Source organism: Chryseobacterium sp. S0630, from assembly GCF_024158915.1.
Lineage (GTDB): Bacteria > Bacteroidota > Bacteroidia > Flavobacteriales > Weeksellaceae > Chryseobacterium.
Genome location: NZ_JAMZGF010000014.1, coordinates 75,425 through 98,799 on the forward strand (window position 1 = coordinate 75,425; position 23,375 = coordinate 98,799).

18 protein-coding genes are annotated in these 23,375 nt (G+C 35.4%); 8 read left to right on the top strand and 10 right to left on the bottom strand.

Going from position 1 to position 23,375, the window contains the following annotated elements; translation table 11 throughout:
• Positions 1-159: 159 nt before the first annotated feature.
• From NK356_RS08785 to NK356_RS08795, 3 genes are all read right to left on the bottom strand, one after another.
• Positions 160-798, bottom strand: coding sequence for a hypothetical protein (locus NK356_RS08785; protein ID WP_253316753.1), 639 nt, complete (start codon positions 796-798; stop codon positions 160-162).
• A 513-nt stretch (positions 799-1,311) separates the two neighbouring features.
• A complete protein-coding gene (locus NK356_RS08790; protein ID WP_253316754.1) occupies positions 1,312-1,671 on the bottom strand; it encodes a hypothetical protein in 360 nt (119 codons plus the stop codon).
• A 28-nt stretch (positions 1,672-1,699) separates the two neighbouring features.
• Positions 1,700-2,371: a hypothetical protein gene (locus NK356_RS08795; RefSeq protein ID WP_253316755.1), complete on the bottom strand. Its 672-nt coding sequence runs from the start codon at positions 2,369-2,371 to the stop codon at positions 1,700-1,702.
• A gap of 309 nt (positions 2,372-2,680) precedes the next feature.
• Here NK356_RS08795 and NK356_RS08800 point away from each other — a divergent pair, with 309 nt between their 5' ends.
• From NK356_RS08800 to NK356_RS08825, 6 genes are all read left to right on the top strand, one after another.
• Entirely contained in the window at positions 2,681-4,192 is a 1,512-nt protein-coding gene (locus NK356_RS08800) for a serine hydrolase (protein WP_253316756.1), read from the top strand.
• Between the two features lie 208 nt (positions 4,193-4,400).
• Positions 4,401-5,150: a LytTR family DNA-binding domain-containing protein gene (locus NK356_RS08805; RefSeq protein WP_034697480.1), complete on the top strand. Its 750-nt coding sequence runs from the start codon at positions 4,401-4,403 to the stop codon at positions 5,148-5,150.
• A gap of 5 nt (positions 5,151-5,155) precedes the next feature.
• Positions 5,156-6,151: a sensor histidine kinase gene (locus NK356_RS08810; protein ID WP_253316757.1), complete on the top strand. Its 996-nt coding sequence runs from the start codon at positions 5,156-5,158 to the stop codon at positions 6,149-6,151.
• A 146-nt stretch (positions 6,152-6,297) separates the two neighbouring features.
• Entirely contained in the window at positions 6,298-6,909 is a 612-nt protein-coding gene (locus NK356_RS08815; RefSeq protein ID WP_253316758.1) for a porin family protein, read from the top strand.
• 53 nt (positions 6,910-6,962) lie between these two features.
• Positions 6,963-8,072 (top strand): S9 family peptidase, encoded by a 1,110-nt coding sequence (locus tag NK356_RS08820; protein WP_034697482.1) that lies wholly within the window; start codon positions 6,963-6,965, stop codon positions 8,070-8,072.
• Between the two features lie 727 nt (positions 8,073-8,799).
• Positions 8,800-9,354 carry a hypothetical protein gene (locus tag NK356_RS08825; RefSeq protein ID WP_253316759.1) on the top strand — a complete coding sequence of 185 codons (555 nt, stop codon included), beginning with the start codon at positions 8,800-8,802 and terminating at the stop codon, positions 9,352-9,354.
• 229 nt (positions 9,355-9,583) lie between these two features.
• Here the strand turns inward: NK356_RS08825 and NK356_RS08830 are convergent, their stop codons facing one another.
• A complete protein-coding gene (locus NK356_RS08830; RefSeq protein WP_081906492.1) occupies positions 9,584-11,494 on the bottom strand; it encodes an amidohydrolase in 1,911 nt (636 codons plus the stop codon).
• A 487-nt stretch (positions 11,495-11,981) separates the two neighbouring features.
• On the opposite strand from NK356_RS08830, the gene NK356_RS08835 reads away from it, so the two are divergent.
• Positions 11,982-14,378 (top strand): hypothetical protein, encoded by a 2,397-nt coding sequence (locus tag NK356_RS08835; RefSeq protein WP_253316760.1) that lies wholly within the window; start codon positions 11,982-11,984, stop codon positions 14,376-14,378.
• 100 nt (positions 14,379-14,478) lie between these two features.
• On the opposite strand, the gene NK356_RS08840 is transcribed toward NK356_RS08835, so the two are convergent.
• From NK356_RS08840 to NK356_RS08860, 5 genes are all read right to left on the bottom strand, one after another.
• Positions 14,479-15,489, bottom strand: coding sequence for a S41 family peptidase (locus NK356_RS08840; protein WP_253316761.1), 1,011 nt, complete (start codon positions 15,487-15,489; stop codon positions 14,479-14,481).
• A gap of 13 nt (positions 15,490-15,502) precedes the next feature.
• Entirely contained in the window at positions 15,503-16,972 is a 1,470-nt protein-coding gene (locus NK356_RS08845; RefSeq protein ID WP_253316762.1) for a serine hydrolase, read from the bottom strand.
• 41 nt (positions 16,973-17,013) lie between these two features.
• Complete coding sequence (locus tag NK356_RS08850; RefSeq protein WP_253316763.1) at positions 17,014-18,072, bottom strand: serine hydrolase; 1,059 nt, start codon at positions 18,070-18,072, stop codon at positions 17,014-17,016.
• Positions 18,073-18,226: 154 nt separating this feature from the next.
• Positions 18,227-19,366: an AraC family transcriptional regulator gene (locus NK356_RS08855; protein ID WP_253316764.1), complete on the bottom strand. Its 1,140-nt coding sequence runs from the start codon at positions 19,364-19,366 to the stop codon at positions 18,227-18,229.
• 222 nt (positions 19,367-19,588) lie between these two features.
• Positions 19,589-20,158 (bottom strand): transposase, encoded by a 570-nt coding sequence (locus tag NK356_RS08860; RefSeq protein ID WP_367399300.1) that lies wholly within the window; start codon positions 20,156-20,158, stop codon positions 19,589-19,591.
• A 420-nt stretch (positions 20,159-20,578) separates the two neighbouring features.
• Here NK356_RS08860 and NK356_RS08865 point away from each other — a divergent pair, with 420 nt between their 5' ends.
• Positions 20,579-21,055 (top strand): hypothetical protein, encoded by a 477-nt coding sequence (locus tag NK356_RS08865; RefSeq protein ID WP_034697487.1) that lies wholly within the window; start codon positions 20,579-20,581, stop codon positions 21,053-21,055.
• Between the two features lie 152 nt (positions 21,056-21,207).
• Here NK356_RS08865 and NK356_RS08870 read toward each other — a convergent pair whose 3' ends face one another.
• On the bottom strand, positions 21,208-22,878 hold the full coding sequence (locus NK356_RS08870; protein WP_034697488.1) for a hypothetical protein: 1,671 nt from the start codon (positions 22,876-22,878) through the stop codon (positions 21,208-21,210).
• Positions 22,879-23,375: the final 497 nt, after the last annotated feature.

Sequence of the window (23,375 nt, forward strand, 5' to 3'; positions counted from 1 at the left end):
CTGTAGGCTCTGAATGCCTATTTACCAGCTCATAGCCTCACAACTTTACTCAACATAAACTAAAAACAAAAATCCCAACTTTCGTTGGGATTTTTAAGCAAAACAAACTTCAATTCTCTATTGTTCCAGGATTTACCTTATTTTTTTATCATCTTCACTCTACGGTTTTGTGCCTTGCTCAGCCGGCGCTTTCTGTAAAATTTGTATTGCTCCTGTAGAGGTATTTCCATAAAGCTGAATATAAATATCATCGCCATTTGACCTTCTGATGACATATACTTTTACGGGTTCATTCCAATAATCTATAGAACCTTCCTCGCCAAAGTATTTGGCATCTTCTTTTATTCTGTCAAGTTCTGGCTGAGAAACTTTACCATCAAATATTTTTACACCACCAACTTTTGTAATAGCATCATCATAACTTTTCAAAAAATACGGCAACGACCATTCTTCTTCATTATTTTTCCCGTTGACTATATATGTTTTCCATACTTTTCCTTCTATGGATGTCATTACGCCATTAAGTGGAAAATACAGCATGTCAAAGCTTCTTTGTACTGGTTTGTTTTGAAAGTCCAATCCTTTGGGAAAACTGAAAAATGGAAAATCACCCACTTCAGCAGTGGAAACCGGCACGGAGTTGATATCAAATTGAGTAGTTTCTCCCGGAGTTTTTTCTGCGGTTGTAGTATTTCCTATGGCAACAGTATCCTTAGCTACCTCTGTTTTCTGTTCAGCCTTTTTGTTGCAGGCAGCAAGCAAAGCGCCTATTGATAGAATAATCAGTGTCTTCTTCATTTTAATAAATTTAGTTTTTGGGTGTATAATTTTTTTAAAATCGTGAAGGATAAAAACAATACGAATCCTTCTTCATCAGAATCGTTCTGTATATTTTTATCCTGCATTATTTTTTCGGCACTAACTTACAAATAAAAATAAGGATAGGAAATCCCTAATTTTAAGGAGTTTAGTGAATAAAAAGATAATATACTGATGATATTTGACGGAGATTTTTATTTTTGAAACTGATGATTTTTAAGATAGCAAAAATGTAGAATCAACTTTGCTGATTCCTCGAAACGCATGGATAAGCACACCGCTTCATCAGCGACGAAGTCGAAACACTTAGCTCACTTAAAATAAAACAGTATTATCAATGACTTTGCGTTAAAAATAATTTCAGGCATAATCTGATGAAAGATCTCTAGCTCTTCGAAGTCTGCTGACTTCGGAGCAAGTTTAAAGAAAATAATCTTATTTACTAGCCCAAAGTCGGGAGACTTTGAGCAGCAAAGAATTTCTATTAAAAAATTATTTTATACAAATATTTTGATCTTCTTCTGATGTATAATAGTTCTTATACATTATGATAGTCGAGCCATCTAAAGTGTAGATTTTAGGAGAATCAGCACCTTGCTGTATTAAACAACTTACACATGTTACTTTAAAAGAATATTTTTTTCCTAATTTAATTTTAGTACAATTGTTTGTATTCGGTTTGAATATTTCTATAATATCTTTGTTATCAGCCACTAGAACACTTACCATTTTATTTTGTTTAACAGAAATTATTTTCCTTGTAATATTAATTGGCTCTGAACTGATTTTAATATTATTTGTTTGGCAATTACACATGATAGCAGGAAAAAATAAAAAAAGAATATTTTTCATAATGTTATTTTCTTAATTTTTTAACTGCCTACCTCTTCCCAATTTCATCCCGCGTCAAACTAATATAATTAAACATACAAAACGTCGCCACCGCCCCGAAAGTATGCCATAAGAAGTGTGTCCCGAAGCTGAACCATTCCCATTTATCAGCGATACGGAAGGTCAATGCAAACACAAATGATAATACAGCAAAGCCTACCCATTTGCCGGCTTTCCATTGGGTATAGATCAAATACCTTAGTACCGAGAAAACTACAAATGAAGCCATGATGGCATAATTGACGTTGATAAAAAGAGAAGGGTTATCTACCAAAATCCAGTTTCTCAAAGACACCATAAGTGCTGTATATACCAGAACCAGGACAACAGCATAATACCATCGGGTACTCTGCGCTATAAAATAAAATCCGGCAGACAGACAGAGCAACATAATAGGCAGCCAATCCATCATGATAAATACCGGCCACTGTCTGAAAGAATGGTAAACCGTTCCCCCTATGGCACCAATATATAATAAAACCAGGCAGTAGGTTAAAAAAGGATATTTTTTAAAATCACCTTTCATTTTGAGGGTCCAGAAAATAGCGATGGCTAGAAATAATAAGGCTGTTATTGCATTTAAAGGCTCAGGGAAAAGCTGAGTCATATCTGTTTCTTTATATAACAGGCCTCCGTCCGGAGGTATCGAGTGTATTGGCATTGTCTTTTTTTATATTATTTACAGGCATGCTTTAGAGTGTACAATACAAACACAAGCCATTTTTCTAACCATTAGTAAAACATATACTTACTTATTATAAATATAGAAAAAATTATGGCATTCTATATCTGGATGTGTCCGGTTATATTTTACAAAAATGTTAATTCTACTTCTTATCCCTATAACCCAGATTATTTATACAACAAAATACTATTTTATGGATGCTGCACATTTAAATAAATAGTTTCAAAAATGTAATACTGGTCTTTCTTAAATTGTCTTATCAAATAGAACATCAAACATTTACCCATGAAAAACCTACAATTATTCTTACTACTGTCTTTATCCCTGAATGTTTTTGCCCAAAATGTGAAGGACAAAATAAAAATATTTGAAGACGATCTGCTTGGTTGGGATACTTCAAAAAATAAAAAATGGACTTTAAAAGAAAGAATGGCTTTCTACAGTATGAATGCAATAAGTATTGCAGTAATTAAAGATTATAAAGTAGAATGGTCAAAAGCATACGGATATGCTGATGTTGCTGAGAACAGACCCGCAACGACTCAAACGCTATTTCAGGCTGCATCCATCAGCAAGTCTATCAATAGTATCGGTCTCTTAAAACTGGTTGAACAGGGAAAATTAAATCTGGATGATGATATTAATAATTATTTAAAAACCTGGAAGTTTCCATACGATTCTCTTTCTAAAGGAAAAAAAATCTCTATTGCGAATCTTTTAAGTCATAAAGCAGGACTGACTGTTCATGGTTTCGGAGGTTATGAAAAAGGAAAAGATTTACCTGCATTAATACAAATTCTGAATGGACAGGAGCCTGCCAATTCCCCTGCAGTCCGATCTGCGTTTGAGCCTGATCTTACCTTCCAGTATTCTGGCGGCGGAACCACCATTACCCAATTGATCCTTGAAAATACCACAGGAGAAAAGTACGAAGATTATATGTGGAAAAATGTTTTAACCCCATTAGCTATGAACGAAAGTTCTTATAACCAGCCTCCTTCTCAAGATAAAGAAAAATTACTAGCAACGGCTTATAATAATGGAAAAGAAGTAAAAGGCAAATATCATATCTATCCTGAAAAAGCAGCAGCCGGTTTATGGACTAACCCCAATGATCTGGCAAAATATATTATTGAAACCCAATTGTCATTAATAGGAAAATCAAATAAAATACTGTCCAGGGAAATGTATGTCAAGAGAATTGAGAATAATTATGGTGTATTTCTTAATTATTTCAAAGGCACAAAATACTTCTCACACAGCGGCGGAAATGAAGGCTTTGTTTGCTACTATATTGGAAGTGTTGAGGATGGAAATGGCCTGGTTGTAATGACTAACGGTAATAATTTTAAATTAATAGATGAAATTCTTTTAAGAATTGCCAGTTTGAACCATTGGAAGAATTATCCAATCGAGCCTCAAAAAGAATCTATTAGATTAACAATCAGACAAGAATGTTTAAAAAATATTGATAAAGGAATTGCTTTATATAAAGACCTTAAAAAGAAAAAATTAAATGATTACAATTTCTCCAATGAAAATGAATTGAATGATCTTGGCTATGAATTTCTAAAAGATCAGAAAACAGATTCAGCAATCAAAATTTTCAGCTTAAATGTTAATGAGTTTCCAAATTCAGGAAATGTTTATGACAGTCGTGGTGAAGCGTACTTTAATAAAAAAGAGTATGTTTTATCGAAAAGCGATTATGAGAAATCACTAAAGCTTGATCCTAACAACAATAATGCAAAAGAAATGCTGTTGAAAATAAATCAAATTCTATCTGCTAAAAAATAAATCAAACTTTTGACCACTATCTCATTACTCTTACCCCTTTATGTATGGTATAATACCTAAAAACAATCTCTTAGCTAAGATCAAACCTAAGAACAAGTCCGCTTGAGATGAATCAGCAGACAGTTCATCCTCTTAATACTGAACTCTATCCCGAAATCAGTTTAATTATGGTATACAATCCGTATTTTTACAATAGAAGATTTGTGATATGAAATATCTGATAGTAGAAGATGAGCGATTTGCTTACCTGGAAATAAAACGGATGATAGCAAAGCTTTGTCCTGATTATACATTGGTGGGAAGAACAGAATCTGTTGCGGATACTGTTCTTTTTCTCAAAAATAATCCTGTAGATCTTATGCTGATGGACATTCGGCTGGCTGATGGAAACTGCTTTGAAATTTTCGAGCAGATTCACGTATCGATCCCGATTATTTTCACTACAGCTTATGATGAATACGCTATTCAGGCTTTTAAATTAAACAGCATTGACTATCTGCTGAAACCTGTTGAAGAAGACGAGTTATCGGCTGCTCTAAAAAAACTAAAGAATACAGTAAAAAACACAGCTTTCGATTATAGAAAAATAGAGGATGCATTGCTGGGCCATCCCAAAAAAAGTCGTTTTCTTGTTCAAATTGGGGATACCTACCATCATATCAACGTCCATGACATTGCTTTTTTCTATAGTGAGGAAAAAGTAGTTTTTTTACATACATTTTCAGATAAAAAATTTGTTATTGATTACACTCTTACCCAATTAGAATCACAACTGGACAAAAAAAGTTTCTTTAGGGCTTCCCGCAATTGTATAGCCAATATTACTTCTATTAAAAAAATTTCCAAATACTTCAACAGTCGTCTGAAACTTACATTTCAACCCGAATGCCCACACGAAATTTTAGTCAGTCGTGAACGGGTTGCAGATTTTCTGAAATGGGTAGACGGATGGAATTGAAAATAATGAAAAACGTCAATAAGAAACATATTATTTCCTTTGTACTGATAGTCGCAATACTATTGGTCTTCTTTTATTATGCATTTCAGACATTAACAGGAAAAGAGAAAAACTTTTCTCAATTTTTCATCATCAATTTATTTCCCTGTGTATTTATCGCATTTATTGATTTTCTGATTATTAATGCTGTTTATAAATACTTTAAAATACGTAATATTTACTTACATATTACATTAGATCTGTTCATTTCATCGCTGTTTTCCATATTGGTAATAATTCTTGGCAATCTTATGCTTGGCGGGCCGTCCATATTGGATGGCGATCCGGAAATAATGAAATCCACTATTTTTATCGTTCTCTGGAATAGCATTATAGTTCTTTTAATTGAAATTTTCTTTTATAACCAGCGGCAGATTGAAGCTGAAAATAAAATGGCTGTTATGGAAAAAGAGAAAATACAATATCAGTATGAAACATTAAAAGCACAGGTCAATCCGCATTTCTTATTCAACAGTCTCAATGTTCTGGCTTCATTGGCCTATGAAGATGCTGAGAAGGCAAATCTCTTCGCAAAAAAAATGTCAGGGGTCTACCGTTATTTATTAATGACCAACGAGCACCCAACGGTTTCATTGAAAGAAGAACTGAAATTCCTGGATTCATATATATTTTTGGAAAAAATCAGATTTGAAAATAACTTACTTATAAAACTCAACAATACTACAGACGGCAACAGAAAAGTAATTCCTGTAAGCATGCAATTGCTGCTGGAAAATGCCGTGAAACACAACATTACCACTTCTAACCATCCATTAACCGTTCACATTGAAATATCGGAAGAAGGCATTACAGTTACCAATAATCTTCAACTAAGGAAAACAGCTGATCATGGTGGTGTTGGGCTGAAAAATTTACAAAAGCAATATGCTTTATATAACAAAGCAATACGTATTATAAAAACGGATCATTCGTTTATTGTAAAAATGCCTTTTTTAGATTAACTCATAGGATAACAGGCACTTCCCTTAATCCATCGTGAAATACATTTCATCTTCTTTATACTGAACTTCATCGGAAAAGACTTCATTCAAACAATTCCAATCTGCAATTTTGCTGATAATTAGTTTAGTATATATCAATTTTTACGATGAAAAAGTCAGTGATTTTATCAATTGTTGCTACAGCAACATCTCTTCTGGGTTCTGCTAAGTTGCATGCCCAAAACAAAATGTCTCTAGGATTAAAAGCCGGAGCAAATTCAACATTCTACAAGTATGATTCGGAAAGTGATTATTCCAAAAGTTCACCGGAATTGGGAGCATCCGTCGGAGGATTTCTAAAGTATGATTTCGGAAATTGGTTTGCTGTTCAAACGGATGTGATGTTTCATTATCGAAATTCTGAAATGAGCAACAAGTTCACCTCAGAAAAATCCAAATTAGAATCTTATGATCTGGAAGTACCTGTTTATGGAGTTTTTCAATTCAACATGGGAACAGGAAAACTATTCTTCGGAATAGGCCCGTATATCAGTTACGGACTCAGTGCTAAAACAGAAAGTCTTGACATGTACAGCAAGAATGCGGAAGGAAAATCACCAATGAAACCACTTACTTATGGAGCTGCAACCATGCTTGGTTATGAATTGGGTCATTTTCAGATAAATGCATCTTATATTTCACAAAATGGAATCGGAGCTATACACAACAACTCTCTAAGACGTCAGACTTTTGGACTTGGAATCGGATACAGACTATAATCCGATTCTAAAAAAGACTATATCAAAAATTTTCACCCTTTACAATTAAAGAAATGAAGAAAGTAATTCAAGTGCTGGTTGCCATTTTAATATCATCCTCTTCGATATTAGCACAGGATATAAAGCCCCACCGTCCACAAGAACCTCAAAAACCTTATCCTTATTACTCAGAAGATGTTCGTTTTAAAAACCAACAGGCAGAAATACATTTAGCCGGAACTTTAACACTTCCCAAAAAGGAAGGTGTTTTCCCTGCAGTTATTCTGATAACCGGAAGCGGGCCTCAAAACAGAAACGAAGAATTAGCAGGACACAAGCCATTTCTGGTTCTCTCAGACTATCTTACCAAAAACGGAATTGCCGTTTTACGTTATGATGACAGAGGAACCGCCATGTCTGAAGGAAATTTCAACAGTGCAACATCCGCAGATTTGGCCGGTGACGTAGAAAGTGCTGTTGCATACCTTAAAACAAGAAAGGAAATTGATCCGAAAAAAATTGGTTTGATAGGACATAGTGAAGGTGGATTGATTGCTCCATTAGTCGCCGTTCAATCTAAAGACATCGCATTTATTGTTATGTTGGGTGGTCCGGGAATTCCTGGTGATAAAATCCTCCAGATACAACAAAGATTGATTGCAGAAGTATCGGGAGTAAGTAAAGCAGAAATAAAAGGAACTGAAAGGATTAATAAAAAAATATTTGATATTGTAAAAAAATCCTCGGATATTGAACAGTTAAAAATAGATTTAAAAAGTAATTTGCAGAAATTCCTGAATGAAAATCCAGACTTTAAAAAACCTGGTAACATGACTGCAGACGAGTTCATCCACTTACAGATTGAAACCTATGCTACTCCATGGATGCAGTATTTCATCAGATATAATCCTGTGAATACATTAAAAAAAGTGAGAATTCCGGTTTTAGCTCTTAACGGAGAAAAAGATCTGCAGATAACGCCAAAAGAAAATCTGAATGCCATAAAAAAAGCATTAAGAAAAGCCGGAAACAGAAATATGACGATTATGGAATTACCGGATTTAAATCATTTATTCCAGGAATCTGATACAGGAGCACCTCAGGAATATCAAAAAATAGAACAAACCTATGCACCAACAGTTTTAAAAGAGGTCTTGCACTGGTTGAAAATACAGGTAAAATAAGATCAAAAAAATAAACCCACACACACATGGCAGCCAATTCAGCACTGATCTTGTTACCAAACCAGACCACGTCGCTTTCCTGTAGAAATGTTTGGGTGTTCTGTCATAACCCTCCATTTCTCCCAAAATAATGAATGAAATCCCATGTTCGGTAATAAATTGTTCCCCTGCTTTGCGACTTGTAACTGAAAAGCCATCTCCTACATCTTTTATTAGTACAGAAAAAAGACAGGAAGTTTTCTATAAGGCTCAATGTTAGTTTCCAGAAAAGCTCAAAAAAAATTGTAATGATTCCCTCTTTTTCCCCTTGTTAATTGATAATCTCAAAGAAATGTAAGCTGCTTATTTCAATTACTAATGTTAATTCAATTTAATATTACAAATTACATAATTATTAAAGCCTTTTAATACATTTACATTAAATTTTAGTTTTAAAAAAATTTAAACCATCAAAGAGATATACTATCAAAAAATTTCAAAAATATATTAAAAACAATCATAATAATCAAATAATCACAACATATAATAAAAACACAGGCTTAAACCAAATTAATTACATAGTAATAATTCTATAAATATTTACAATTACATTATATAATTTTGCATCCTAATATTTAAAATAAACTTGTCCACAATGAAAAAAAACCTTCTTTTGCTGACCACATTCTTGATTTCAGCAACATTCTTCTCCTAAGTAGGGATCAATACTCCTTCTCCTACGCAAACTTTGGATGTTAATGGAGCTGCAAGAGTCAGACAAACCCCGGTAGCAACTACGCTTGGCACTTCCAACCTGTTAATTTCTCATGCCAATGGTGACATCTATCAAATTGCGCCTAATACAGTCACTGCACAACTTAAAATCCCAACTACGGTTTTAAGTGTGAGACTTGCAACACCTGGTACTACCCTATTGCCAGGAGGAAATGTAATAAATACGGTGAGCTATGATACTATTGATATCGCTCCACAGGCAAGTATAGGCAGCTGGAACGCAGCTGCCAATACTTTCACGGTTAACACTGCAGGAGTATATCAAATTTCCGGAAGCATCCAGTTATCAGATTTCAGTAACCCAAATGCGAATTTTGCCATTGTAACAAGTGCGTTTAATCAAAATGCTGGAGGCCTTACACTAGCTGGTAACAGATATACTGTAAATCAGGTGTTATCCCTGAAACTTAATCCTGGAGACACGGTTAAATGCAACATAAATACCGGAGGTTCGGACTCTTTTTATGAAGAAAATGCGATTTTGTCTGTCATCTATACTCCTTTATAGCCTGACTGATTAAAAGAATCTTAAGATAAAGAAAACTCTTACAGCTAGCTAAGTCATAAAATAAGAAAGAGAATTGCGTTCTCTTTCTTATTTGTTTTTAAGGCTAAAACATTCCCGCTTGTATCCCTTTATTTTTCTGATGAATTATCTTTAAAACAAAATCAGAGCAGAAATGATCTGCTCTGATAGTTATTTGATTAGCAATTATTTATGTCCTTTTCAGAACCTTTTATGATTTATCTGAAAAAAGAATATCTTCTTCAGCTATTGTTTTTACATTTTTACTTTTCGTATACACAGGTATACCGCCTACCCATGTTTCCAATACCGGAATGTCTCTCATTTTCATATACTGTAATGATGGCGTATTCAATGAAAGAGGATCCTGCTCCAATATAACGAAATCAGCAAAGTATCCTTCATTTAATGATCCTACCCATTTATCTGCATAACACTGCCAGGCAGCATCATAAGTAACGGCGATCAAAGCCTGTTCCGGAGTAATACGTTCCGCACTGTTTAAGACTTCAATATCGTTTGGATTTTTTTCCATGATTCTGGTAATGGATTGTTCCATCATTCTTAGAGGACCTAATGGACTCACCTCATTGTCGCTGTGAAGCGTAATTCTCATACCGGCAGCAAGCGTTGAACCACAAAGATCAAGCATTTGAGCCTTTTCTCCGAATATCACTTCTTTAAAAGCATAACCCCAGTAACCCACGTGACCGATCAGGAAGCTTGGAGATACTCCCATTTGAAGCATATTGGTAATCTGATCTGACGTCAGAAGTGAGCAGTGTTCTATACGGTTACGAAGCTCCGGACCTTTATATTGGGCCAAAGAACGCTGATAAGCATTGATGGCAAATGTGACCGCCTGATCTCCATTGGCATGAACCATCAGCGGCCAACCTTTCACAGCTACAACCGTATTGATTAATGTATTATAGCTTGGCGGAATCGTATGCGCAGGAATACCTGCCTGCGGGAAATTAAACACTCCTGTATTATTGGCAGGATTACACAGATAAGGAGCGCTCTGATAACCTGTCAAACCTTGGTTGGAACCATCTGAAACCACTTTAATATGTCCATTATATACAGGTTTATAGTGATCTGGTTCTTTATAAGGCTCCAGTTTATCAACATCTTCCTGGCTGGAACATAGATAAGCGCCTCCTGTTCTTACCAGCTCAGGGTGGGTCTCAAAATATTTGGTTAAAAGTGTTACAGAACCTTTATTCAGCCCGGCATCATACATAAAAGTAACTCCTCTTGAATTTGCCGTATTGAAAAGGTTGGTAAGGTATTTATTAATCTCTATGCTCATTGCAATGATCTGCAGCTTTACCGTCTTCAATGCCGGAGTCATTTGTAAGCCTTCCTGTAGTTGACCTTTGGTCTCAGCAATATAATTTTCAACGGTTTTATACTCGTCACTGATGTCAGAATTATGTTTAAATACATATTCCAGCGCCTTGGTATTCAGATAAAGAGTGTGCATGGAAGCACTTAACAACATCATCGGTGTAGTATGATTAATACTGTCGAGTAATATATTATCAATGGTTATTAACTCTTTTTTACCGTCTTTTTCCTTAAAAGGCATTAATGAAGGATCTAGTCCTCTACCTAAAATAACAGCACCTGGAATTTTAGGAATGTGATTATTGATGATTGTCCCTACAGAAGTCAAATCGTAGACAGCCTTCAAATTCTGTCCTTCAAAAGGACTCAGATCCAGCCAGCCCTGCATCATTGCGGTTGGAACCATATGAACATGGGGCTCTATCAGACCCGGAAGTAAAGTTTGGGTACCGGTTAATTCTTTTCTTTGAAACCCTTGATAGTGCTGTTTCATATACTCTTCTACCTGATCTTTTGTACCGGTCACCACTACTTTTCCATCAGCGATCCCAACAGATTCAACGGTAGCTGTTGATCCTCCAATCATAGGGCGGATGATTCCTCCGCTTACCATCAGAGTTTGTGGTTTTTCGTGGGTAGCTTTTCCGGAACCCGGATTTATTTTTGTCATATTTTCTGCACTGAAAAGTTCTTCTTTAAGAACATCCAAAACAGGATTGTGGCAAGAGCAATGAGTGCAGCCATGTGTGTGATTGTGTGATTTTTCCATAGGAATAATTGGATTTAAGGATTTGTTTAAGCTTAATTTTGTTTGTATTGATTTTTAATTATGCTTTATCTTAATGTACATAGAACTACAGGCCTCTCATCAGATGAGGCTTATTTGTAATTTAAATTAAAAAGGAATTTTTAAGGTTCTATGTCAGGTTGAATTCGGGAAGGTGAATAAATTTCATATATTTTCATGTTTTAGTTTATTTTATAAAAATAATAAAAATATTCATTCAAAATATTTTTTATCACTAAATGTTGATTAAATTTTCATATCTAAAATTTTAATTTACAGCAAGTTCCTGTTTAATTCACAATTCTCTATTGGCATTCACCAATGCCTCACCATGCACTGCATCTCAAAATTTTTGACTTGAAAACCTCATCCATTTCTTTTCACTCTTGTGAAATAACATGTTAAATATCAACTCCAGAAGTCTTTAAATGATTACATTAGCAAAGAATTAAAATGTGCTGAGATTTCTATGAAAAATATGTTCTGTGTATTGCTTCTTTCAATGGTACAACCTGTACTGGCACAAACCAAATTAGAAAAAGCAATTACCAATCTGGAGGATAATTACGAGCAGGAAAAAGTATATGTACTTACCGACAAATCACAATATGCAGCGGGTGATAAAATCTGGTTCAAAAGTTTTGTATTTGACGGATATAACCGCTCCGCATTATCCACTACTCTGTTTGTTGAGTTGTACAATTCTGATAAAAAATTAATAGACTGGAAAACGGTACTCCTTACGAATGGTGAAGGCAGCGGGGATTTTCAACTGAAAGAAGACCTTCCTGAACAGGTTTATTTTGTAAGAGCTTATACGCCTTACATGACCAATTTTAATGAAGACTTCCAAATTGTCAAAACGATTCCGGTTTACAATCCAAACTCTACAGAATCATTGGTGATCGCCAAAAGTTCCGATTGGTCTGCCAAGGTCTTTCCGGAAGGCGGAACTTTCATTAACGGCATGCCTACAAAGTTTGCTGTAAGATTATCTTCCAATTCTTCTCTGCCGGAAAACTGGTCCGGAAAAATAGTAGATTCTCAAAATCCCAACACTCCTGTCACTACATTTAAATCTTTTGATAAAAATGTTGCGTCTTTTAAAATAACTCCGGCGCCAGGAAAAAAATATCAGGCTATTATTCAGGATAATGCGGGAAAGAGCCAAACCATAGATCTGCCACAAGCTGCAGATAGCGGTCTGAATATAGAAGTTTCCAGTTCTAAAGAAGGAATCAAATACACGTTGAAAGGCGTTAACCTAAAACAGCAACTGCAGGGTTATAAAATTATTGGACTCATCAATAACCATCTTGCTTACAGAGCCAACATCAACCATCTGACCAATGAAGCATCCAGCCTTATTCCTACAAAAATCAGTAGTGGTGCTAACGGTATCTTGCAATTGGTTATTCTTGATGAACAGGACAATGTGGTGGCACAGAGGCTTTGCTTTATAAAGCCCGGTAATTTAAAGGTTGAAAAAGCAGAAATAGTAGGTCAGAGCTTAAAACCAACCCCAAGAGCTTTCAACAGTATCGATCTTTCTCCGGAATCTTATTTCAAAAATTATACGGTTGTGGTAAGCGAAGATAATGGTACTCAGACACCGGAAGAAGAAAATATCCTGAGCAGTCTTTGGTTAACAGGAGATTTTACCACAAGAATAGATAGCCCGGCACAATACTTCTCTAAGAATGCCAATACTGAAGCGTTGGACGCTCTTCTTATTTCAGAAAACTGGAAAAGATTCGATTGGAATGCTGTACTCAGCGGAGTTTCACCCACCATTAAGAACCAGTCTCAAAAATACCTTTCTTACAGAGTAAAACCTATTAAAAACAATGCTCTGCTACCCAATACGAGTATCAATTTATTATCAAAATCGGGTCAAAGCCAGCCTGCATTCAGCCAATTCAAAACAGATCAGAATGGATATATCTATTTAAATAACCTCAACAATGATGAACCGCTGGAAGTTTCAGCATTTGTCAATTCAGAAAATAAAGAATCTGGAAATGATGATTTGTTTGTCACCATAGAACCGTTAGTCACGCCTTCCCCATTTAAGGGCAATTTCCCGGCTACAAAATATACATTGGTAAAAGCTGATAAAAATAAAACTCTTCCTCCAACTATTTCCAGAGCCATCAATACGCAAAAAAATATAAAAAAGAAAGAGAGCAATGATATCCAAATTCAGGAAGTTGCTTTGGTAGGAAAAAAGAAAGATGTGAAGGCAGATCTTGATAAACAACTTTCCAGCGGAATGTTCAGCTCTGTCAATTCTACTGTATTTGATTTCGTGAATGAAGACCAGCATACGTCAGGATACACCAATATTTTAGACTGGCTGCAGGGAAAAGCTGCCGGCCTGACATTTCAGAGAAATAATTCAGGAACCAACGTACCTTATATCCGCGGCCAGCAGGCTAAGCTCTATTTAGATGAAATAGCTACCGATCCTACCATGATTTCCACTCTTCCCACCAACAATATTGCGATGGTAAAAATCATCAAAGGATCAGGATTGGTGGGCGATGCAGTAGCCATCTACACAATGAAGGGCAATATGCAGGCTAAAAGCAATCAAAAAGAGGTAAAAAAGAACAACTCATCCATCATCAAAGGATATGATAAACCTTCAGAATTCCCTATTGAAATGATAGATAATGATGCTCCGGAAAAAATTGAAAATGATACGCGTGAAACACTGTACTGGAATCCTAATTTATTTGACAGTGATTATGTTCCGCCAAGAATTAAATTCTTTAATAACGACAGTGCAAAACAGTTTAAGGTGTTGATCATAAGCTTTGATGAAGATGACAATATTCTTTATGACCAGCAGGTTTTAAAATAATCATATGGGACAAGTTGTATTCAGCTTGTCCCTTTTTTATGAGTATGTTTTTAAAAATATCTTTTTACATTATAATAGATAGCAAGAACTTTCAATTCAGTTATTGTTCCAGTTGATGAATAAGATTTTTTATTTCGGATGGAGTTAGCTCTGTTTTTGTTCCAGTTTTTAAAATGTCTTTTAAAATTTTACGATGAGCTGCTTTTAAAGCATCTTTAGCCTCTACCTTCAGATCAGGATTCAACCCGATATGCTCCCAGTTTTTACCATCCAATGAAGAACTTACTTTGCCTGTAGGAACAAGCAGTAAATATTGATTTTGAATAACAAAAGGATCTACCGGATTGGCTGCTCCAGGGGTTTTCTCCCCTATTATTTCGGCCAGATGATGCTCCCGCAAAAAGTAGGCAAGTCCTTCTGCTGCAGAAAAAGTATTTTTACTGGTCAGGATATAGATTTTCTTATGAAGATATTTTGTTCCTGAAACCTCTGCCTGCGTGCTGTTGGTTACAATTTTATCTTCGTGTCTGAAATAAGTGGTATAAAGATCTGTTTTCTTATCAAAAAAATAGCTACAGAATAGCAGAAGCATATCATTATCTCCACCTTGATTTTCTCTAAGATCAATAATCAAAGCGTTCGTACTGGCAACAAAATTCATGGCAGCAGCTAATGTATTGGCACTGGATTTCGGGGAAGCAAACCCTTTAAAATTGATATATCCTATATTTCCTTCCAACCGTCGTACACTCTCAAAACCAAAATTTTCAAGACTGTTGTGAAAATCGTGCAGTTTTTCTTTTTCTTTCTCATCCACTACCTTTTCGGGGCTATAGTTTTCCAGATATCTGAAAGAAAAATGGTAGTCCTTTATATCCGATCTGAGTTTCTTGCCAATAAACGCTGCAAAATCATTTTTATTCAACGTATTCAATGTTCCTTTTTTAAGGTCATTTTGAAATGAAGAATCTACTTTTTTGTAAGCTTCTTTATCTACATAATAGCGCTTCACTTTTTCGGTAATTTCAGAAAGAACCCTTGTTTTGTCGTCCTTCTGTGCATAAGACAGCAGAGAATGAAAGAGAACAATTCCGGTCACTAATTTTTTCATGGGAAATGAGTATTTATTTATTTTTGCTGGTAATATCAATCTTTGCTTCCAGAGCGTCTCTTGTTAAGATGACAGCATTTGGCTTTCCATTACTGAAATCGAATTTTAATAGATTTGGATAATCTATAATGGCAAAACGTCCGTTTTTCAGATATACTAATTCATTATCATTACTTCCTTTAAAATATTCTAAAAACTGATTTTCAACATAGAGACGGTTGTTTCTTTCTACAATTTTTGTATCCGCTCCTTGTCCATAAAGAAAGTCGTTGTAAGTACCAATGAGTTGCTTTTTTAAACTTACCGGTATCTCCTGAGTGTTTTTATCAACCTGCTTATTGTTCCAATCCATTAATTTCAGAATCCTGATCCGGGTTTGATTGATCACCGGGATACGGTTAGGCTTTTCACCATTCGCAAGAACTACAAAACCATTCCCCTCTTTCATACTGGCAAAAATACTTCCTCCAACTCCGGTATTGGAACCACTGCACATCAACCAATCATAGTTGTTATAAGCTACAGATCTCTGCCATCCATTGCCCCATCCGCCAACAGCATTTTTCAAAGCTGTTACTTCTGCTACTTTTTGGGCAACCTGATGAGAAATTACTTTGTTATTTTTATTGCGCAAAGCATTTTGTATCTCAATAGAAAGCTTAGCCAGATCTGTAGGTGTAGACCACATTCCTGATGCTCCAACTTGTGGGGTAATGGGCAAGCCTGTTTTAATAACTTTTGCCTCTTTATCGTGAACAGAAGCTACATTCATTGGAAACCCTTTTTCATTAGGCTGTATCATAGTAGTATTCTTCATACCAAGGGGTGAAAAGATATATTCCTGTGCCAGTTCTGCAATAGATTTATTTAAAGTATCTTCTAATGCCATCTGAACAATGACATAGCCACCTCCGCTATATGCAAAATCAGTTCCTGGCGTGAATAAAAATTCAATCTCCTTGCTATATCCCGGGATCTGCCCTAAAAGACTTTCTTTGATCGTGGGAATTTTATCTCCTTCATAATAATCTGAAAATCCACCTTGGCTTGTTCCTGAAGTATGGTTAAAAAACTGTTTCCAGGTAGGGCTGTTATTTTCAGTAAACTTACTTTTTGGCAGATGCCAGCGTTTTAAATATTTATCTATCGGATCATTCAAATTAATCAACCCTTTCTCTTCAAGGATATGACAAAGAAGTACTGTTATAGGTTTTGTAATAGAAGCGGTAGAAAAAGCAGTATTTACATTCAGTTTTTCTTTAGAATTCATGGATTTCACCCCGATTTGGTTTGAGTAGACAATCTCATAGTTTTCAAAAACAACAAGACTAAATCCCGGAAGTTTATACTTCTCCAATTGTTTTTCAACATGCAAACTATCTGTAAGAAAGCTATAGTCTTTTTTTTGAGACAGTGTTGTATGCCCTGCCTTGCAACCCGTCATTATGATAGCAAGAACCAGTAAGTATATAAAAGTTTTCATGGTATTACTTTATGTATTAAAACGGCACTATTTAACGATACTTATTGCAGGACCGTATCATAAATCTTATTCAGAAGATCCTGTCTCATCTTTGAGTTTCTCTGATCAAGAAGGATAATAATTCCCCACTTTTTAGCCCTGTTATAACATAGGATGGAAGACTGCCCCATAGAATCTCCGGATTTTATATACAGTGTATTTTGATCATCTGTTGAGATATTTAAGCCTAATCCCATTTCTCTTTTTTCATCCTTGTAAAAGATCTTCTCCCCTATGATGGAAGCCTGTCCTACTTTGGTTTTATCATTTAATACAGCCTTTAAAAACCTGATCATATCGGCAGAATTAGATTTCACTAATCCGGCAGGCGCAGTCACATTCCAATTGAAAAATTCCTGAGTTCCTCCATCCTGATTGTGACCTGTTGTTCGGTTTTTTACATTAAAATCTTTCGTTAATGTAGTAGTCATTTTAAGGGGATTCGTTAATTTTTCTCTAACAATAACATCGTAGCTCTTCCCATATGCCTTTTCCAGAATCTGTCCCAATAAAGTATAACCCATGGTAGAATACCTGTATTTACCATAATCTTTCAGCTCAGTGCAGGTATTGATTAAAGTGGTCAAGGTATTTTGGGTCACACTGCTTATAGGCTGCTGAGGATTCAGTTCTATTAATTTTGGAAAGTCGATATCAGGTAATCCGGATTGGTGAGAGGCAAGATCTGAAATTCTGATTTTGTTTTTAAGATTTTGATGCAAAACATATTCCTTGGGAAGGAAATTATCTATATAATCATCCAGTTTTATTTTGTGGTCTATCACTGCCTGAGCAATTAAATTGGTAGTTAAGATTTTGGTGATGGAGGCAATTTCGAACAGAGAGTTTTTGTCAATCTTATTTTTATTTTCTGCATTCAGATTACCATAAGAAGTAAAATGTTCTTCGTTATTATTGACAAAACCAACGCTGATTCCTACCGATGGATTTTTCTTATAACTATCCTGAATAATAGAATCAATCTTTGTAGAAAATTTTTGTCCGAAAGTAAAGCTGCTTAAAAATAAAAGACCTGCTAAGAATGGTAATGAAGTTTTCATTGTATCGTTTTTTAATGTTAAATATTAATTTCGATACAAAGATGTGCAAGCTGCTCAAAGCTGGCGACCGAATAAAAGTAATCGTTCACATTGGCCAGAAAAAATACGTACGAATCATTCAAAAAAAGCGTACGAGTAATTACAAAACACTGTATTACAAACTTTTACGATACAACGTAGGCGTAGTTCCTGTGTGTTTTTTGAAAGCTGTATTAAAAGAAGATTTTGAATTAAATCCCACTTCGTATAGAATTTCAAGGACTGTTACCTTACTTTTGGTTTCATCTTTTAGGATGTCCATTGCATTTTCTATTCGATAGGTATTTACAAAATCATAGAAATGTTGTCCTAATTGGTGGTTGATCAAAAGAGACAATTCACGCACAGGAATTTCAATTTCACCGGACACCTCCTGAATAGTAAGGGAAGAATTAAGAAAAGGTTTTTTCTCAATCATATAGTTTTTTAATCTCAAAAGTTCTTCATTATATTCACTGTTGCTTACCGCCGGTTCTTCATTGTTTTTCTCTTCCGAAATCATCTCAGATACCAGTTTCAATTTTGAATCCACGTTTCTGAAAAGCTCAGGATGATTCAGTGCTTTGAAAAGATACCAGCAGATAATGAAAAGGGATAATAATAAAAGTCCGGCCTTTATCCCTTCTGAAATGTAAACATAATCCGAAAATTTAAGGATGTTTTTTAAAAGGGCTATGCCATATACAATGCACAATACCACCGTAAACTGGAACAGCCAGTTATAGGAGTTTATATTTTTCCCTGCATAATTTTCAAGATAAAGCGTCTTCGATTTTCTTAATACCCTGAAAACCGCAACGAAGTAAATAATCATCTGAACATGCAGTAGAATATGATTAAACTTCAGTTCCATCATATTTTGGCGGTTTTCAATAAAGAAAATTTTGGAGGCAGTATCTACGCCATAAAAACGAGGCACTAAAGCAAGATTAGTAATGATAAACGGAATAGCATGCAGCAAATGCTGAGGTTTCAGTTTGAAATCCGAATAACAAACAGATAACACGTAGAGATAAAAAACCGGAATCTGCAGGAAAACAAACATGTTTTTGAACATTCCGAGGTTAGACGGCCCATCCACCATCATATAAAACAAAGGATCACAAATATCTATAGCGTTCAGAATGAGAAAAACAGCAAATAAAACATTGCTTACCTTATGTTTCGTCTTTACGGTAACGAGGAAAACAGCAAGAAGTATGGAAATGAATATAGAAACTGAAGCTATAATAATTAATAAATTACTCTTATCCATTCCTTATTTTTCTTTGTTTTGGGTTATTATATTTTTAAGTTTTGATGAGTTTTCCAGCGGCCTTCCGAGAGTCCTGCCCCAACCCATGCAAATATAAAAATTTGATTGATACTGGCCGGATTTTTTATTTATCGTCTGTGAGAGGTGGGAAGATGGAAGCTGGAAGAAGGAAGTTATATTCCTCCGCTACCGCACTATTATATCGTGTGGTTGTTATTAGCCTCATAAATCAAACATTCTAAATACAACAATATGATCTAAAAGTCCTTTTTCATCAGCATAATCAATGGCACTACTGTATCTATAATCTTCTGCACGGAAAACTAAACCTGCTGCTACCGGATTTTGATGTACATAATTAATTTTCTGGTTAATTACTCTATTACTCCACAACTCAATAGGTTTATTATCATGTATCCAAAATTGATATTGAATTACATTTGAAGTTTTTGAACCTTCTTTAAGGAAGAAATCTAATAAAAAATGTTTTCTGCTTTCTGTAGGATTTTCCTTAATTGCTTTCACAATAGCTTTGCTTGTAAATCTTTTAAAATCACCAATCATAGCTTCCGGTTTCTGTCCATTGATACTTCTGAAAACTAAATGTACATGACTAGACATGATACACCATGCATGTATTTCCATTCCCTTGCTTTTCTGACAAAATCTTAAAGACTCTAAAAGAATGTCTTTATATTCATTTCTAATAAAAACATCCAGCCAGCCTATAACAGCAAAGCTTATGAAATATAACCCTTCAGGATTATGAAATTTGTAATTACGACTCATCATTTATGTTTTTTATAAAGATAAAAAACTTTATGAGATTAAAACCACACGATGCAATCGTGCGGTAGCGTAGTAAAGAGGTACAAATAAAAGTAGCACTCTATTTTTTACTTTAACCTCGCTACCGCACGAATCCTCGCTACCGCACGAATCCTTTCGTGTGGTTTTTAGCATTTCAAGCATTCTAAAGACAATAATATAATCTAAAAAGTCCTTTTTCATCAGGATAATCTATGACATTGCTACATCCTTGACAAGGATATTAACTGAAATCCCTTTGTATAAAAACAACACTTTACCTTTTACTTTATCCCAACTAATGTCAGGAAACTTTTCACATGAAAAACAGTAGGAATTTTCAAAAAAAACATCATCTTTCAAAAGAAACTCCCAAATATTCCGTTTAATTCTTAAATTTGGCTTATGCGAAAGAATCTTTATTTCATCCTTATATTATCTACGCTTACCAGCTGCTATACCTATCAGGTAAAAAAGCCTGCAGATCCGGCTGTGGCTGCCAACAATAATCAAGGCCCTAAAAAGAATACCGATATAGCGAATAATACTTCTTCTCAAATGATGGGTACAACCACTGCCGCACCAAACATGAGCGCACAGTCAGTTCCTGCACCGGTGAATGTTCAGGAAAAACTGGCTGCCGGTAAAAATGTCAGAATTGAAGTAGACAACAAGAGTTATAAAGTCATTGTTGACCGTTGGGAAGGAGACAGTCTCGTGGCACACCCTGTTCGCAATGCTAAGAAAAGTCTGAAATTCCATAAGAACCAGATCAATAGCGAGAGAATTGCAGAAAAACGTTTTTCGCAGCCTATTGCTGATATTCTTACCGTTACCGCTTATGCCGCCATTGGTGTAGGAATCTATCTTCTGGTTAAATAGTTTTTTAAACGGTCCTATTCTTCAAAGTCTCTTTGGTTCGAATTAGCAAAAATTCTGAAAATTAGACAGAATAAGAAGATCTTGAAATAAAATCTAACAAAATAGACTGTCTTATTCAGACAGTCTATTTTTATTACTTATTTTTTATTGGTTTATGGCCAGATCACCCCGGATTGTTTAGGGCTTGTCCATGGTTTTCCTGCAGGGCTTGTTCCCGGATGGGCGGCAAGACATTCACTTACCCATGTAGCACCTACGGCATGAGATTTTACTTTTTTTACAGAGCAATAGGTAGTTCCGAAGTTATCTTTATACAGCTGATAGTTGGGATAAGCTCCTTTAGCAACTAATTCTTCATCATTAAGAAGTTCAACATCATCACTCACTTCAGCCGGATAATCCACAACTGCACCCAGAACCCATGCTATGGAATCTCTGTTGTTTCCAGCCACCAGACTTGGCGGAGGACTGAGTGTAATCTTGATAGAAGATTTAGAATGATCTACAGAGTAGGAAGAAGAATAGGTAGATTCTTTAACGCTTGCCAACGGAATTCCTAAGAAAGAAAGCGTGGCAGAAGTAGACTGTTCAAAGGTTTTCTGAATGCTTTTATAATCTTCACCTGTTACCGTGATTTCTACAGTAGGATAATTGGAAATTGCCACCCCGTTCAGTAATCCGAAAGGTCCTTCCGGTCCGAATTTCATCCCCGGATCCGGAGAAAACTTATACCCTGAGATATGTTTTTCTTCTTCTTTGTCTCTGCTGTTGATCTGAGCTTTACGAATTGGATCAAACCATGCCCAATACATATTGCTGGCAATATTAAAGTCTTTCGGTCCAAAGTTCACAAGCGTAACCCCTGTAAACATCATCGAGATCTGGATAGAGTTTTTGCTGATTGCAATATCTTCACTGAAATAATTGGCATTACCTCCAATTCCTAAGGTAAAGAAATCAAAGATAGGAATAGAAAAACCAGTCTTCCCTTCTACGGAAACACTGAAACGGCTTTCAGATTCACGGGTAACTTCCATATCGATCTGAGCTGTCTGAGCTGTATTTTTGAGCCCGTTTAAAATTTCGTTGAGCGGAGTGGTCACTTCAAAAGCCGGTAAAATACTGTCGTCATTCAGCAGCAGTCCGCCATTCTCTTTTTTAGGGTTCTGTACATTCTTCAATGCTTTGGACAGATAACCGTTGTTCATCGTTACATTGTTCTGTAATGATATCGTAGCGCCCAGTGCATCCAGATAATTGGCTAAGACAGGGAGAATAGGTTTACCGCTTGCCGGGGTCTTATTCAGTAACGCATCAAGGTTATCACTCTTCTGAATCTGGTACAAAGTAGTGGAAGGATTCGCCCATTCCGTAGCAATTTTATCCATAATGATATCAATAGGCTGCATGGTATCGGTAGCTGGAGGAAGCGTATTATAAGCCGCTACCCAGGCATTAAGCAAAGCCATCTGCTGATCTGTAGCTCTTGTATGCGCATCATTCAATACAGCGGTATCTTCTACAGATAAAGAATAGTTGACTTTTGAGAAAGCATCAATAAAATAATTGGTAAACACCTGATCCAGCTGCACGGGCTCAGTATTAGCTCTAAGATTGGAAGAGATCCAGTCGTAAGTTTTCTTATTAAACTTCAGATTAGAAGGGTCCTGCCAGTAATAAGGAAAGTTTCCTTTACCATTGATGGTGATTGCAGACAGGTCTGAACTTAATACACTGGAAAGAATATCATTAGCTCTGTCTTTCAGTTCTGTAATAATTTGTGATGCTTCTACAAAGGGAGCAACATTTTCTGGATTTTTCATGATAATAATATTGGTATGGTTCCTACTCTTTTCTTGGCTTTTCGGATGCTGCCGTTGTTCAGGGTTTTGAAGCTTCTTTTGAACATACCAAAGTAACGACGAAAAAAAAGCAGATTTTAGGGTATAAATTTCCGATTTTGAAGCCAAGTATTTGTACTGTAGACGATAGGCATTTGTACGTATAAAAAACAACGCATTATTTTAACCATAAGCCTCTGTGAAACTCTTTGTCATCCGTGGGAAAATATAAACCACAAAAGCCACAAAAGCTTTAAACACTTAAGTAAAATTTAGAGTATATTATTTTGCATAATAAGTCCACATAAGTTTAAAAAATCTTTGATTTTTATCTTTTAAATTTTTAAAATGCTTGAGAATAAACAGTACATTACTTTAAACATAAGCACCTGTGAAAATCTGTGTCATCCGTGGGAAAATATAAACCACAAAAGCCACAAAAGCTTTAAACACTTAAGTAAAATTTAGAGTATATTATT